This is a genomic window from Spirillospora sp. NPDC029432, assembly GCF_040703975.1.
Taxonomy (GTDB): domain Bacteria; phylum Actinomycetota; class Actinomycetes; order Streptosporangiales; family Streptosporangiaceae; genus Spirillospora.
The window spans coordinates 44852-60185 of record NZ_JBEZWH010000024.1 but is presented as its reverse complement, the minus strand read 5'-3'; the positions used below and the strand labels follow the sequence as shown (position 1 = coordinate 60185).

Below are 15334 nucleotides of genomic sequence, written 5' to 3'. Positions count from 1 at the left end.
CATCCTGCCCGTTCCGTTACGTACCGGGAGGTGCGTAACGGAACGCCTAGCGTCCTGCCCGACGGTAATCGACGGCCGGGAGGTCAGGATGCGGATCGGAGTGCTCGGCGCCGGGAACATGGCGGGCGCGCTGGGAGAGCAGTGGGCGCGGGCGGGCCACGAGGTGCTCGTGGGGGCGCGCGACCCGGGGAGGGCGGCCGCGCTCGCGGAGCGGATCGGGCACGGCGCGCGGAGCGGGACGTTTAGGGAGGCGGCGGAGTTCGGCGAGGTGGTGCTGCTGGCCGTCTGGTACGAGGGCGTCGCCGACGTGCTGGACGCGGCAGGGCCGCTGGAGGGGCGGGTGCTGGTGGACTGCACCAACGCGACCGGGCCGCCGGACTTCACGCTGAAGACGCCGTCGGTGGCGGGGTGGATCGCGGAGCGGGTGCCGGGCGCCCGCGTGGTGAAGGCGTTCAACCTGTGCCATGAGAGCGTGTGGCGGCTGGCGCCGCCGCCGGTGGACGTGCCGCTGTGCGGGGACGCCGAGGCGGTGGCGGTCGTGGCGGGCCTCGTCCGGGACATGGGGTGCGAGCCGCTGCACGGCGGCGGGCTGGAACGGGCCGGTCAGCTGGAGGCCACGGCGGCGTTCGCGCTCGGGGTGTACTTCGGCGGACCGGAGATGGGCGATCCGCGTGGAATGTTCCCGCCGATAAAGATCGCTACCGAAGGCGTTGGACCGATCGCAGCGGGGCCCACCAGCCGCTAGCATCCCGCCATGCATCAGGCGTACCGCACCGCGCTGGTCACCGGCGCCTCCAGCGGCATCGGCGAGAGCTTCGCCCGGCTCCTCGCCGGCCGCGGCACCGATCTGGTGATCACCGCGCGGCGGGCGGAGCTGCTGGACGGGCTCGCGCGCGAGCTGGTCGAGCGGTACCGGGTCGCGGTCGAGGTGGTGGCCGCCGACCTCACCGATCCGGAGCAGCGCGGCGCGGTCGAGCGGCGGCTGCGCGAGGATCCGGTGGAGCTGCTGGTCAACAACGCCGGGTACGGGGCGTTCGGGCCGTTCGCCGAGCTGCCGCTGGCCGACCAGCTGCGCGAGATCGAGCTGAACGTCGTGGCGCTGGTGCGCCTCACCCACGCCGCGCTGCCCGCGATGATCGAGCGGGGGCGCGGCGGGGTGCTGAACGTGGCGTCGATGGCGGGCTTCGCGCCGTCGCCGGGCAGCGCGACGTACGGGGCGACGAAGGCGTACGTCAGCGCGTTCTCCGAGAACCTGCACGCCGAGGTGGCGGGCAGGGGCGTGCACGTGACCGCGCTGTGCCCGGGGTTCACCCGGACGGACGAGGAGTCGGAGGCGGGGCTGCTGTGGCTGCGCCGCGACGACGTGGCGCGGGCCGGGCTGGACGCGGTGGCGGCGGGGCGCGCGCTGTGCGTTCCGGGGGCGCAGTACAAGGCGGTGCTGCCGGCGCTGCGGATCATGCCGCGGCCGCTGCTCAGGGCGGCCGCCAACCGGATGTGGCAGCAGGCCGCCGGGACGCGCTGACGCGGGCGGTCCTCGCGGTGCGGTGACAAAGAGTTCCCGTTTTTCCTTGCCCGGGTCTACAAGAAATGGGCCGCCCTGATTGTGAAGGGTGTGACTTGACGTTGAGGACGCGGCTCGCGAGCCTAGAAACCTACGCTTTCGTAGGTTGCGTGCGGTGACCGCACTGACCTGCGAGGGACCGGTTCCGTACCGCTGACACGCCCCCGTGCCGGACGGTGCACCACCACGTACAGCGAAGGATGCAGGCATGCCCGAGACGTTCCAGACCAAGCTGATGCTCGACCTTGAGCCGGTGGTGGCGAAGGAGCTCGACCGGCACCTGTCGATGGCCAAGGAGTGGTTCCCGCACGAATACGTCCCGTGGAGCCAGGGCCGCGACTTCGAGATGCTCGGCGGCGAGCCGTGGTCGATCGAGGACTCCAAGGTCAGCCCCGAGGCGCGCGAGTCCCTCATCGTCAACCTGCTCACCGAGGACAACCTGCCCGGCTACCACCGGGCGATCGCGGAGGTCTTCGGCCGGGACGGGGCCTGGGGCACCTGGGTCAACCGCTGGACGGCCGAGGAGAACCGGCACGGCATCGTGATCCGCGACTACCTGACGGTGACCCGCGCGGTCGACCCGGAGGCGCTGGAGCGGGCGCGGATGCACCACATGGAGGTCGGGTACGAGGCCGACCACGGCGAGTCGTTCCTGCACGGCGCGGCGTACGTGTCGTTCCAGGAGCTGGCGACGCGGGTCTCGCACCGCAACACCGGCAAGGCGTCGGGCGACCCGCTCTGCGAGCAGATGCTCACGCGGGTGGCGGCCGACGAGAACCTGCACATGATCTTCTACCGGAACCTGCTGGCGAGCGCGCTGGAGCTGGCGCCCAACGAGACCATGCGCGCCATCACCGACGTGGTGAAGAACTTCCAGATGCCGGGCCACAGCATCGACGGCTTCCTGCGCAAGTCGGTCGTGATCGCGAACGCCGGCATCTACGACCTGCGGCTGCACCACGACGACGTGCTGACGCCGGTGCTGCGCAAGTGGGGCGTGTGGGACCGTACCGACCTCAACGACGACGGCGACAAGGCCCGCGAAGAGCTGGCGGAGTTCATGGCGGGGCTGAACGCCGCCGCGACGAAGTTCGAGACGCGCCGCGAGGAGCGCCGCGCCCGGCAGGCCGCCCGCCGCGAGAGCTGATCCGCCGCCGGGCCGGCGCCGGGCCGCCGCCCAGGCCGCGAAAACGATCGGAACGTATGCCTCATTTCCGGCGTCATAGGGGTTATGGGGACGCATCGGCGACTCGGTGGATATCGGTTGCTGGGCGAGATCGGCCGGGGGAGCACCTCGGTCGTCCACCTGGCCATGGACGCCGCGGGCCGCGAGGTCGCGGTGAAGGAGATCCTGCCCGGGATCGCCGCCGAGGCCGACGGCCGCCGGCGGCTTGCCAGGGAGATCGCCGTCCAGTCCAGGATCACCAGCCCCTACGTGGCGCGGCTGCTCGACGGCGACGCGGCCGCCGAGCGGCCGTATCTGGCCATGCAGTACGTTCCGGGCCTGCCGCTGAACGACCTCGTCGCCGCGTACGGCCCGTTCCAGGGGGACCGGCTGCTGCGGCTGGCGCGGCGGCTGGCGCTCGGGATGGCGGCGGTGCACGACGCGGGGGTCCTGCACCGCGACCTGGCGCCGGGGAACGTGATCGTCCTCGGCGACCGGCCCACGCTGATCGACTTCGGGATCGCGCACGGCGCCGGCGCCGACCGGATCACCCGCCGCGGCATGGTGGTCGGGACCCCGGCCTACCTGGCCCCGGAGCTGATCGAGGGAGAGCCGGCCACGGCCGCCTCCGACGTGTTCTCCTGGGCCGCGACCCTGGCCTGCGCCGCCACCGGGCGGCCGCCGTACGGCCGGGGATCGCTGCACGGCACCTGCTTCCGCATCCTGCGCGGCGAGCACGACCTCGACGGGATCGCGGGCCCGCTGGCCGAGCTGCTCCCGCTGGGGCTGCGCCGCGACCCGGCGGCGCGGCCATCCGCCCGCTGGTTCGCGGGCGCGCTCGCGGAGGAGAGCGGCGCGGTGACGGAGCGCGGAGGGGTGGTCGCGGCCTAGACCCGCACGCCGGCCGTACGGCCGTGGCGCGACGCCCCGGCCCCGAGAGGCGAAGGTAGGGTTTCGTAAACGATGAAGGGGGTTGCCACGTCCGGGGAGCGCATCGGCCACTACCGCATCCAGAAGACTCTGGGGGAGGGCGGTATGGGCGTCGTGTACCTCGGCGCCGATCCCGAGGGACGCAACGTCGCCATCAAGGTGCTGCGGCCCGCCGTCGCCGGCGACGCCACCGCGCGCCGCCGGCTGGCCCGCGAGGTCGACTCGATGCGGCGGGTGCACAGCCCGCACGTCGCCGAGATCCTCGACGCCGACGTGACCGCCGACCGGCCGTACATCGTCACCCAGTACGTCCCGGGCCGGACGCTGGAGGAGCTGGTCGAGGCGGACGGCCCGGTCTACGGGCAGGCCCTGCAGCGGCTGGCGGTCGGGCTGGCCGCGGCGCTGTCGGCGATCCACGGCGCCGGGATCATCCACCGCGACCTCAAGCCCGGCAACGTGATGCTCGTCGACACCGAGCCGGTCGTGATCGACTTCGGCATCGCGCAGGGCGCGGACGCGACCCGGCTGACCGCCACCGGCATGGTGATCGGCACGCCCGGCTACCTGGCCCCGGAGATCATCGAGGGCGAGGACGCGGGCGCGCCGTCCGACGTGCACGCCTGGGCGGGGACGGTCGCGTACGCCGCGACCGGGCGCCCGCCGTTCGGCGCCGGCACGTTCGAGTCGATCTTCTACAAGATCATGTCGGGCAACCCGGACCTGGAGGGCGTGCCCGAGGCGCTGCTGCCGGTGCTGCGCTCGGCGATGGCCCGGCACCCCGCCGAGCGGCCCACCGCGGTCAACCTGACGCAGATCTGCCGCAAGATCCACTTCGAGGCGACGCTCACCGACCAGACCCGCGTCGACGAGCACTACCCGCTCCCGGACCGCACGGCCGCGCAGCCGCCGGCGCCGCCCGTGTCGCAGCCGGCCGAACGGCCTCCCAACGACCACGCGCAGACGTTCTCGCTGCCGCCGTCGACGTCCCAGCCCGGTCCGTCCAGCACGGGCCCCTCGAACACGGGCCCGACCGGCTCGACCGGTCCGACGGGTGCGTCCGGCACGGGCGCGGCGGCCGCCGTCCCGGTCGGGCCGCCGCCGGCGCCGGCGCAGCCCAAGGACTTCAAGGGCATGCTGCCCCCGGCCGCGCCGCCGCCCGTCCCGCCGCCCGGGCCCAGCCCGTACGAGACGGGCCGGACGCAGCCGGGCCCGGGCTGGTACGAGCAGGCCTCGTACGCCCCCTACCAGCAGCCCCAGCAGCCCCAGCAGGCACCGCCGCAGCAGCCGCCGCCGAGCCATGGGGCGCTGCAGCGCGGCGCCCCGCCGCCCGGACCCGACCCGTACGGGCGCGGCACGCAGCCGCGGCCCGACCAGCGCCCGCGGGACGCGGGGCCGCGGCCGGACGGCAAGGACGCGCCCAAGCCGTACGGCTGGTTCCGCGTGCTCAGCTTCCTGCTGCTGATCGCGCTGCTCGGCTTCGCCAACATCGCGCCGCTGCTCGCCCTCGCCGTCACCGGCGCGGGCGTGCTGGTGCTGCGCGCGGGCGACAAGGCCGCCAAGGGCATGGAGGGCAAGCGGACCAGGCGCGGCCCGCGCTCGGGCGACGCGGTGGCGGCCACGCTCAAGTCGCCGCTGCACCTGCCCGGAGCCCTGATGGTGACGGTGCTGCTCGGCGCGCTCGGCCTGCTGGCGGGGCTGATCCTGCTGCTGGTGCTGATGTTCGCCAACCCGGACATGACGGCGTCGCGGGCGATCGCGTACTCGGCCATGGCCGTGATCCTCCTGCTCTGCCTGGCCCCGGGCAGCGGCGCGCCGCGCCGCCAGATGGCCCGGCTGTGGGGCGCGGTGATGCCGCGTGCCGAGGCGGCCATGGTGGGCGCGCTGATCCTGGGGATCTTCGCGGTGGTGCTGGTCGTCCTCTCCCAGCAGCAGCCGCCCGACACCACCCCGCTGAACGGCATGTCGCAGGACCTGGAGGACCTGCGCGCCGACATCAAGGACCTGGTCAGCGGCGGCATCCCCTTCATCTAGATCCGCCGCGGCCCCGCGCCGTGATCTGTAGGGTGGGCGCGCTATGGGCCGCGAAACGAGTCACCAGCAGCGCGCCGGGGCGTACCGGCTGCTCGACCGGGTGGGCGGCGGCGCGGGGAGCGTGCACCGCGCGGCCGACCCGGACGGGCGCGAGGTGGCGGTCCGCCTGCTGCCGCCCGGACGGTACGACGTCGCCCGCATGCGCGGCGTGCTGAGCCCGCACGTTGTGGACGTCCTCGACGGGGACGGCGACGGCGAGCGGCCGTACGTCGTCAGCCGGTTCGTGCCGGGGCGCCCCCTGGACGAGCCGCCGGCCCGGTCGCTCCAGGGGCCCGGCCTGCGGCGGATGGCGCTGGGGCTGGCCAAGGCGGTCGCGGCGATCCACCAGGCGGGCCTCGTCCACGGAGACCTGCGGCCCGATCACATCCTCGTGGTGGACGGGGCGCCGGTCGTCACCGACTTCGGGATCGTGCCCGGCGACGCGGCGGGCGACCTGCGTGCGTGGGCGGCGAACGTCGCGTACGCCGCCACGGCCGACCCGGGCTGCCTGGCGGCCGCCGACCCCTGCGCCGCCGCCGGCGAGGCGGTCCCCGAAGGGCTGCGGCCGCTGCTCCGGGCCGCGTCCGGCGCCTCCGTCACGGCCGCCGAGCTGGCCGAGTCCGTGGCCGCCGTCGACTTCGGCCAGGCCGAGCCTCCCGAGACTCCCGAGCCCACGCCCATGCCGGTTCCGGCGCCGCGTGCCGGGACGCCCGCCGATGCGGCACCACACCGCGACACCCCGTCACCCGAGCAGCCACCCGAGCAGCCACCCGAGCAGCCACCCGAGCCGGCCCGCGAGCGGGCGCCGGCGCATGAGCGGGCCTGGGCGCGGTTGCTGACGGCCCTGGTCGTCGTGATCGCCGTCGCCCTGGCGATCGCCGTGCCGCTCGGGGGCGTCCTGATCTCGCTGGTGGCCGTGGCGGCGCTGCGGGCCGGGTCGGATGGTCCGGGCCGGGCCGTGGCGCGTACGGCCGCCACGGTGCCGTACGCGGCCGCCGCCGCGGTGCTGGTGACGCTGGGGCTGGCGGGCCTGGCGGTGTTCGGGGTGGAGGCGGACCCGCTGGCGGCCTGCGCGTTCGGCGCGGGCGCGGGCGTCCTCGTGCTGTGGACCGGCCCGGGGGTGCGGGGTCCGCGCCGCCGGCTGGAGCGGCTGTTCGCGGCGGTGGCGCGCGTCCCGCACCGCGTCGTGCTCGCCGGGGGCGTGCTGGGCGCGCTGGCGCTGTGCGCGGTGGTCGCCGCGATCTCGCTGACCCCCAGCATGGCCCCGATGTACGGGCTGCAGAGTTCGCTGGAGAGCGCCGTCGGCAGGCTCCAGGCGTCCGTGCAGTGAGCCCGTGCAGTGAGCCGTGCGGTGCGCCGTGTGGTGAGATGTGCGTCACGGGCCCCGCTGGGCGGGACGGGCCGGCCGGCGGGACGCCCGGCGTGGGTAATGTCTCCTCAGCTGGGATTTGCCACGAGGCTACCGACGGGTAACATTCGTGGCGCACGGCTTAATCAGGGACCCGGCGCCGAAGCGCATTCGGGTGTTTGGCAGGCTGTGAGGTGCTTAACGCATTCCAGACCGCGTCGACCCGCCCCGGGCGGCGCCCCTCTGCCGCTTACCCCAGCGGCCAAGAAGAGTGCAGGGAGGTCGGCCACCGGCCATGAACATCGTCGTCCTGGTGAAGCAGGTTCCCGACACGGAGAGCCCGCGCAAGCTGAAGTCCGAGGACAGCACGCTCGACCGTGCCGCCGCGGACGGTGTCATCAACGAGCTCGATGAGTACGCCATCGAGGAGGCGCTGCGCATCAAGGAGGCCCACGACGGTGAAGTGACCGTCCTCACCATGGGCCCGGACAAGGCGACCGACTCGATCCGCAAGGCCCTCGCCATGGGCGCGGACAAGGCCGTGCACCTCGTCGACGACGCGCTGACCGGCTCCGACGCGCTGCAGACGTCGTACGCCGTCCAGCAGGCCCTCGGCCGCACCGGCTTCGACCTGGTGATCCTGGGTTCGGAGTCCACCGACGCGCGCACCGGCGTGCTGGCCGCCATGCTGGCCGAGCGCCTCGGCGTCCCGCAGCTGTCGCTGGCCAACAAGGTCGAGATCGACGGCACCGCCATCAAGGTGCAGCGCCAGACCGACTACGGCTACGACAAGGTCGAGGCGAGCCTGCCCGCCGTCGTCAGCGTGGTCGAGAAGATCAACGAGCCGCGCTACCCCTCGTTCAAGGGGATCATGGCGGCCAAGAAGAAGCCGGTGGAGACGCTGGGCATCGCCGACGCCGGCATCGAGGCCGGGCAGGTCGGCCAGGCGAACGCGGCCACCCAGGTGGTCGACTTCGCCGAGGCCCCGCCGCGGGCGCAGGGTCAGATCGTCACCGACGAGGGCGACGGCGGCGCGAAGATCGCCGAGTTCCTCGCGTCGAAGAAGTTCGTCTGAGCGAGGAAGGGGAGCACGGACACAATGGCTGAGATTCTCGTCCTCGTCGACCATGTCGACGGCGAGGTCAAGAAGGTCACCCTCGAGCTGCTGACGCTGGCGCGCCGGCACGGCGAGCCCGCGGCCGTATGGATCGGTCCCGGCTACGAGGGTGCCAAGGACAAGCTCGCCGAGTACGGCGCCGCCAAGGTCTACGTGGCCGCCGACGAGGAGCTGAACTCCTACGTCGTCGCCCCGAAGGCCGCCCTGCTGGCCCAGCTGGTGGGCGAGAAGTCGCCCGCCGCGGTGCTGGTGTCGGCCACGGCCGAGGGCAAGGAGGTGGCCGGCCGGCTCGCGGTCAAGACCGGCTCCGGCGTCCTCACCGACGTCGTGGACGTCGCCGACGGCCTGGTCGGCGAGCACTCGATCTTCGGTGGCGCCATCATCGCGCACGCCAAGGTCACCACCGGCACGCCGATCATCGCCGTGCGGCCGAACTCCGTCGCCCCGGAGGCCGCCGCGGCGTCCCCGGCCGAGGAGCAGGTCTCGGTGGCGCTGTCGGACGCCGACAAGGCCGCGAAGATCGTCGAGAAGGTCGTCCAGGAGAAGGGCGAGCGCCCGGACCTCACCGAGGCGGCCATCGTCGTCTCCGGTGGCCGCGGTGTCGGCGGCGCCGAGAACTTCTCGATCATCGAGGGCCTGGCCGACTCGCTCGGCGCGGCCGTCGGCGCCTCCCGCGCCGCGACCGACGCCGGCTGGTACCCGCACCAGTTCCAGGTGGGCCAGACCGGCAAGACCGTGTCGCCACAGCTCTACATCGCGGTCGGCATCTCCGGCGCCATCCAGCACCGGGCCGGCATGCAGACCTCGAAGACCATCGTCGCCATCAACAAGGACCCCGAGGCGCCGATCTTCGAGCTGGTCGACTACGGGATCGTCGGCGACCTCTTCCAGGTGGCGCCGCAGCTCACCGAGGAGATCACCAAGCGCAAGTGACGCCCGAGGGCGCGGTGGACGGCCGGGACGCGAGAGCGTTCCGGCCGTTCCGCTTTTCCGGGGCACCCGCGGTTTTATGTGGATTTTCGCCGCCACTGGGAAGACTGCCTGGCGCGGGGCGAGGCCGCCACCGCCTGGAACAGTGCGACGCCTCACCCACGTTGTGAGTGCGAGCGGTGACCGCCGAACCCAAGGGAGCCATGGAAGCGATCCCCGAACGCAACGGACACTCCCGTACTGATTCCCGTACGGCGCCGCACGGGCGGCTGTCCCCGGCGCCGCGCCCGCTGCCCGTATCCCCCCGCGAGACGGTCACCGTCGACGACGTCGGCGCCCTGGGCGACCGGCTGCGCGCCGCCGTGCTGGGCGCGGTGCGGATGCCCGCCGACGTGCTGGAGGTCGTGCTCGCGACCGTGCTGGCCGGCGGCCACCTGCTGGTCGAGGACCACCCCGGCGTCGGCAAGACCCAGCTCGCCCGCACCCTCGCCCGTACCCTCGACGGCCGCTTCGCGCGCGTCCAGGCGACCGTCGACCTGCTCCCCGCCGACATCGTCGGCGCGAACGTGTGGCGCGCCGACACCGGCGCGTTCGAGTTCCGGCCCGGCCCGGTGTTCGCCAACGTCGTGCTCGTCGACGAGATCAACCGGGCCACCCCCAAGACCCAGTCCGGCCTGCTGGAGGCCATGGAGGAGCGGCAGGTCACGGTGGACGGCGAGAGCCGCCCGCTGCCGTCCCCGATGGTCGTGATCGCCACCCAGAACCCGGCGGCCGGGTACGACGGCACGTACCCGCTCCCGCCCGCCCAGCTCGACCGGTTCCTGGCGCTGGTCTCGCTCGGCTACCCGTCCGCCGAGCAGGAGATGGAGCTGCTGCGCGCCGGGCCCGAGCCGGCCGCGGACGCGGTCACCGACCCGGCCCGGCTGCTGGCGGCGCAGGAGGCGGTCACCGAGGTGCACGCCGCCGACCCGCTGCTGCGGTACGTGGTCGAGCTGCTGGCAGCCACCCGCGAGCACCCGCTGGCCGAGGTGGGCGCGAGCCCCCGCGCCGGGCTCCTGCTGCTGGCCGCCGCCCGTGCCCGCGCCGCGCTGAACGGCCGCGCGTTCGTGCTGCCCGACGACGTCCAGGCGCTTGCGCAGCCCGTCCTCGCGCACCGCATCCAGCGCACCGGCGCGGCCCCGGCGGGCGCGGCCCGCGAGGTCGTCGAGGACGCCGTCCGGCGGGTCCGGGCGCGATGATCCGCCGCGGGCGCCGGGCCGAGCGGCCCGGGCGCGTGTCCGGGCGCTGGCCCCTGTGGCTGCTCGCGGCGGCGGCGATCGGGGGCCTCGCCGCCGCGCTGCCCTCGCTGACGCTGTTCACCCTGGCGGCCGGGCTCGTCCTGACGGTGCTCGCCGGGGTGCTCGTCACGGCCGTGGCGGGCGGCCGGGTGTCGGTCACCCGTACCGTCCCCGTGCGCGAGGCGGGGGAGGACGACCCGCTGCTCCTCGACTTCAGCGTCCGCATGCCCGCCTGGGCACCGGCCCGGCTGGAGGTGCGCACCGCCGACGGCGGATGGGCCGCGCTGGACCGGGACGGCGGCACCGTCGACCTGGTGGTCGGCCGCCGCGGCGCGCACGTGCTGGGCCCGTCCCGGCTGCGCGTCGGCGACCCGCTGGGCATCCTGCGCCGCCCGCTGCGGGCGGGGTCCCCCGAGCCGGTGCTGGTCCTGCCCGACCCGGCCGGTGACGCGCGGACGATGCCGCCCCGCGCGGTGCGCGCCGACGACCTGGAGCCCGACGGGCTGCGCCCGTACGTGCCGGGCAGCCCGATCAGCCGGATCCATTGGGCGTCCCTGGCCCGCGGCGGCGAGCTCCAGGAACGCCGGTTCGCGGCGCCGCCGTCCGGGCTGCCGCTGGTCATCGTGGACACCGCGGACGCGACCGATCCGCGCGCCGTCGACTGGGTCGCCCGCGCCGCCGCCGGCTGCGTGCTGGCGCTGGCCCGCGACGGCGGCTGCGAGGTGCTGCTGCCGGGCGCCGAGACGCCCGTCCCCGCGGTGGACGAGCCGTCCTGGCGCGCCGTGCGCCGCCGGCTCGCGCTGCTGGAGGGCGGCCAGGCGGCGGTCCGCCCCCCGGGCGGGCGCGCGTCCTCGGTCGTCCAGGCGCCCGCGGGCCTCGACCTCGGCCCGCCCCGCCCGCCGCTCCCGCCCGGCGTCGTGGCCCTCCCCGCCGGCCGCGCCCTCCACCTGATCACCGACCTGAACACCCCGAGCCACGCCCGCCGTCCCGCATCGGACCGGGAGCCGGCCCGATGACGCGCCCGCCCGGCCGGACGCCGTGGTCGGTGAGCGGGTTGGACGGCCTTTGCCGGCACCGGTCCCGGCGCCCGGTGGCTAGATGGGAGCGGGTGCGGTGACGCGCGCGGCGGGGATGCTGCTTGCGGCTGTGGTGACGCTGACGGCGTGGGTGCCGTTGCTCGGGTGGCGGGTCCTCTGGGTGCTGCCCGCCGTGGTGCTCGCCGTCGCGGCGCTGGCCGCGGGACGGCTCCCGGGGCGGCCGCTCGCCGCCGCCTATGTCGCGTGGCCGTTCGTGGCGCTGACGGCGGGCGGGGCGCCCAAGGGGTGGCTGTGGCCCACGTCCTGGGACACGCTCGTGCTCGCCCTCTCGGACGGGGCGCGCGAGATGGCGCTGCTCGTCCCGGGCGAGCGGGCCGGGGACATCGGCACCCGCTCGCTGTGGCTGCTCGGCGCGGGCGCCGCCTTCGTGACCGCCGCCGCGCTCGCCGCGCCGCGCGAGGCGGGCCCGCTGCGGGCCGTCACCGCGTTCACGCTGCTGGCGACGCCCTGGCTGGTGGCCACCGCGATCCGGCAGACCGACGAGAGCGCCTGGCCCGGCGCGGTGCTGCTGCTCGCCGGGCTGCTGTGGTTCGCGCCGCGCCGGGCGGCCGTCCCGGTGCTGGCGCTCGGCACCGCCGCGGCGCTGGTCGCGGCGTCGGCCGCGCACGCCGTCGGGCCGCGCTCGCAGTGGATCGACTTCGACGACATGGTCGGCCGCGAGCCGCAGTTCCAGACGCTCAACACCACCCAGTCCTACGGCCCCATCAACGACCGGCGGTCCGGCGCCACGATGCTGGAGATCACCTCGCCGCGGCCCGCGCTGTGGCGGATGCAGGTCCTCGAACGGTACGGCTGGCGCGGCTGGGAGGTCGGCGGCGGCGTCGAGCGCCCCGACCTGCCCGAACCCGCCGCCGAGCGGGTCGACGTCCAGGTGACGGTCCGCGGCCTGCGCGACTCCCAGGTCGTCTCGCCCGGCCGCATCCGCTCGGTGGAGGCGGCGGGCAAGGTCGACACGATGCCCGGCGACGCGCGCCGGCTGATCCCGCAGCCACGCCAGGACGACACCTACCGGGTCCGGGCCGACATGGTCCGCGTCGACCCGGCGGCCCTGCGCGCCGCGCCCCCGGCCACCGACCACCGGCTCGCCCCGTACACCAGCCTGTGGTTCCGCTGGGGCGGCGAGCGGCTGGCCGGGCGCCTGGGGGAGTACGGCGCGTACCCGCACGTCTCCCCGGGCCTGGAGCGCTTCATGCGCCGCGTCCCCGCGATGCGCGACGTGCTGAACCTGTCGCAGCAGTTGGCGGCGGGCGCGCGGACGCAGTACGAGGTCGTGGAGCGCGTCGAGCGCTACCTGACCGAGGGCGGCCGGTTCCGCTACACCACCGACGTGCCGGAGATGGTCGGCTTCCCGATCCTGGACTTCCTGCTGTACGACCGGGCCGGCTACTGCCAGCACTTCGCGGGCGCGGCGGCGCTGCTGCTGCGGCTGGCCGGCGTCCCGACCCGGGTGGCGGCCGGCTTCGCCACCGGCAAGTCCGAGGACGGCCTGTACAAGGTACGCGACACCGACGCGCACGCCTGGATCGAGGTGTACTTCGAGGGCCAGGGCTGGGTGCCGTTCGACCCGACCCCGGCCGCGGACGCCGAGGTGGCGGCGGAGGTCGACCCGCTGACGCCGCCCGCGCCGGCGGACTCCGGCGGGGTCCCGCGGGCCGTTCCCGTCGCCGGGATCGGGCTGGTCCTGCTGCTGGGGGCGGCGTTCGCGCTGCGCCGCCGCCGCGGCCACCGCGCGCGCCGCCACGGCGAGCTGCTCGAACGCCTCGCCGCCCGTACCGGCGCGCCGGTGACCCCCGGCACGACGCTGACCGAGCTGCGCGGCCATCTGGAGCGGATCGGCCCGCGCGTCGCGGAGATCGCGGCGGAGGCGGAACGCGCCCGGTTCGCGCCCGGCCCGGCGCCGCCGGGCTCGCGGACGCGCGTGGTCCGGGCGCTCGTCGCCGATGTCGGGACGCCGCGCGCCGTGCTGCTCCTCGCCTCGGCCGCACTGCTGCGGCCCGGGGAGCCCGGCTCCGGCCGGGGACGCGGTCAGGGGCGCCCGGAGGGCGAGCCCGAGGCGGCCGGGTAGGGGATCGCCTTCAGGACCTCGGGGCGCAGCAGGCCGGTGAGCGAGCCGTACGGGATCTTGATCGCGGGCTGGCCGCAGGCCATCTCGTACGTGCCGAGGCCGGGCGCGTCCAGGAGCACCTCCAGCTCGGTCTTCGCGAGCGCCAGCTGGACGTACTGGCCGTCGAGCTGCGCCGCGGTCAGCGCGGGCGGCCGGTCGGCGAAGCAGGTTCCGGCGGCGCGCGCCCGGATGCGCTCGGAGAGCGTCCGGAGCCCGTCCCCCGTCAGGGCGGACGGGAGGAGGAGGTCGGCCGCGCGCAGCGCCCTGCCGGTCTTGAGATCGACGGTGACGGTGCGGGCGCGGTTCCAGCTGGAGTGCCCGAGCCGCTGGGAGCGCAGGACGAAGTCGTACCGGACGGAGACGTAGCGCGGGCCGTCCAGCCGCACGCCCGGCTTGACGGAGGACGTGGCGGTCTCGGCGGTGCCGCCCGGCTCGGCCAGCGCCCGCCGGTACTCGCCCGCCCGCGCGTCCGCCGGGGCGCGCAGCGCGGCGTTGATCCGCCGGATGAGGGCCGGGTCGGCGTCGCCCTTGACCGTGACGAGCTGCCCGTTCACCTGGAGCGGCCCGGAGTTCTCCTGGTGGGCGGCCAGCGACACGGTCAGCGGTGGCGGCGGGGGCGGGCCGTCGTCGGCGGCGACGTACACGGCGGCGCCGCCGCCCGCGACGGCGATGGCCCCGCCCGCCGCCACGGCCACGCCCTTGGCGCCGATCCCGGCCGCGCCCGCCGCCCCGGCGCCGCCACCCGCGGCTCCGGCGCCGCCCGCGGCTCCGGCGCCGCCGGCCGCGCTCGCGCCGGACGCGGCCGCCGCGGCGCCCGAACCCGCGGGCGCGAGGCCGAGCGCGGCCAGCGGGAACAGCGCCGCCACCGCCGCGGCCGCGCCGGCGAGGGCGCGCACGCCGCGCCGCTCCCAGTCCGTCCCGTACGCGGCGGCCGCGACGTCCTCCAGCGCCGCCACGAACGCGGCGGCGCCCGCGGGCCGCGCCCAGGGGTCCTTGGCCATGCCCTGCCCGACGAGCGGCCGCAGCGGCTCCGGGACGTCCGCCAGCGGGACGGGCTCGTTCAGGTGCCGGTGCATCAGCGCGAGCGGCTCGCCGCCGGCGAACGGCCGGCGCCCGGTGACGCACTCGAAGAACACGCAGGTGACCGCGTACACGTCGGTCGCGGGCGACACCGGCTCGTCGCGCCACTGCTCGGGCGCCATGTAGACCGGAGTCCCGGACCGGCCGGCCGCGCCCGCGTCCACCGCGATACCGAAGTCGATCAGCTTGCTGAGGCCGTCGCCGCGCACGATCACGTTGGCGGGCTTGTAGTCGCGGTGCACGATGCCCAGCTCGTGCGCGGCGGCCAGGCCGAGCAGCGACCCCTTGAGCACCGCCAGCGCCGCCTCCGGGGCCAGCCGGCCGCGCTCGGCCAGCACCGCCTTGAGCGGGGCGCCGTCCACCGCCTCCATGACGATGGCGGCGCCCTCGGCGGTCTCGACCAGGCCGTAGAGGCGGGCGACGTACGGGTCGTACAGCCGCCGCAGCAGGTCGGCCTCGGCCCGGAACCGGACGCGGAACTCCTCGTCCGCGAGCAGCCGCGCCGACAGGTACTTGATCGCGGCCGGGCGGCCGGTGCCGTCGTGCCGCGCCAGCACCACCCGTCCCTGCGCGCCCTCCCCGAGGACGCGCAGCTCGCTGTAGCCCGGCACGCGCCAGTCGCTCATCCAGCCTCCTGTCATCTGGAGGCGTTATA

12 protein-coding genes are annotated in these 15334 nt (G+C 75.5%); 11 read left to right on the top strand and 1 reads right to left on the bottom strand.

Going from position 1 to position 15334, the window contains the following annotated elements:
- The first annotated feature begins 88 nt into the window (after nucleotides 1-88).
- From AB0881_RS20475 to AB0881_RS20425, 11 genes are all read left to right on the top strand, one after another.
- Nucleotides 89-745 carry an NAD(P)-binding domain-containing protein gene (locus tag AB0881_RS20475; protein ID WP_366618749.1) on the top strand — a complete coding sequence of 219 codons (657 nt, stop codon included), beginning with the start codon at nucleotides 89-91 and terminating at the stop codon, nucleotides 743-745.
- A 9-nt stretch (nucleotides 746-754) separates the two neighbouring features.
- Nucleotides 755-1522, top strand: a complete 768-nt coding sequence (locus tag AB0881_RS20470; protein WP_366618747.1) for an SDR family oxidoreductase — start codon at nucleotides 755-757, stop codon at nucleotides 1520-1522.
- 247 nt (nucleotides 1523-1769) lie between these two features.
- Entirely contained in the window at nucleotides 1770-2708 is a 939-nt protein-coding gene (locus tag AB0881_RS20465) for an acyl-ACP desaturase (RefSeq protein ID WP_366618746.1), read from the top strand.
- A 117-nt stretch (nucleotides 2709-2825) separates the two neighbouring features.
- Entirely contained in the window at nucleotides 2826-3617 is a 792-nt protein-coding gene (locus AB0881_RS20460) for a serine/threonine-protein kinase (protein ID WP_366618744.1), read from the top strand.
- 72 nt (nucleotides 3618-3689) lie between these two features.
- Nucleotides 3690-5687: a serine/threonine-protein kinase gene (locus AB0881_RS20455; protein ID WP_366618743.1), complete on the top strand. Its 1998-nt coding sequence runs from the start codon at nucleotides 3690-3692 to the stop codon at nucleotides 5685-5687.
- A 43-nt stretch (nucleotides 5688-5730) separates the two neighbouring features.
- A complete protein-coding gene (locus AB0881_RS20450; RefSeq protein WP_366618742.1) occupies nucleotides 5731-7056 on the top strand; it encodes a hypothetical protein in 1326 nt (441 codons plus the stop codon).
- 313 nt (nucleotides 7057-7369) lie between these two features.
- Nucleotides 7370-8149 carry an electron transfer flavoprotein subunit beta/FixA family protein gene (locus AB0881_RS20445; RefSeq protein ID WP_366618740.1) on the top strand — a complete coding sequence of 260 codons (780 nt, stop codon included), beginning with the start codon at nucleotides 7370-7372 and terminating at the stop codon, nucleotides 8147-8149.
- Between the two features lie 24 nt (nucleotides 8150-8173).
- Nucleotides 8174-9124 (top strand): electron transfer flavoprotein subunit alpha/FixB family protein, encoded by a 951-nt coding sequence (locus AB0881_RS20440; protein ID WP_366618738.1) that lies wholly within the window; start codon nucleotides 8174-8176, stop codon nucleotides 9122-9124.
- A 200-nt stretch (nucleotides 9125-9324) separates the two neighbouring features.
- Nucleotides 9325-10359, top strand: a complete 1035-nt coding sequence (locus AB0881_RS20435) for an AAA family ATPase (RefSeq protein ID WP_366618736.1) — start codon at nucleotides 9325-9327, stop codon at nucleotides 10357-10359.
- Entirely contained in the window at nucleotides 10356-11414 is a 1059-nt protein-coding gene (locus tag AB0881_RS20430; protein WP_366618734.1) for a DUF58 domain-containing protein, read from the top strand. Before AB0881_RS20435 ends, AB0881_RS20430 begins: the two co-directional genes overlap by 4 nt.
- 97 nt (nucleotides 11415-11511) lie before the next feature.
- Complete coding sequence (locus AB0881_RS20425) at nucleotides 11512-13560, top strand: transglutaminase-like domain-containing protein (RefSeq protein ID WP_366618732.1); 2049 nt, start codon at nucleotides 11512-11514, stop codon at nucleotides 13558-13560.
- Here AB0881_RS20425 and AB0881_RS20420 read toward each other — a convergent pair.
- Nucleotides 13521-15305, bottom strand: coding sequence for a serine/threonine-protein kinase (locus AB0881_RS20420; RefSeq protein ID WP_366618730.1), 1785 nt, complete (start codon nucleotides 15303-15305; stop codon nucleotides 13521-13523). The genes AB0881_RS20425 and AB0881_RS20420 overlap by 40 nt on opposite strands.
- Nucleotides 15306-15334 lie beyond the last annotated feature (29 nt).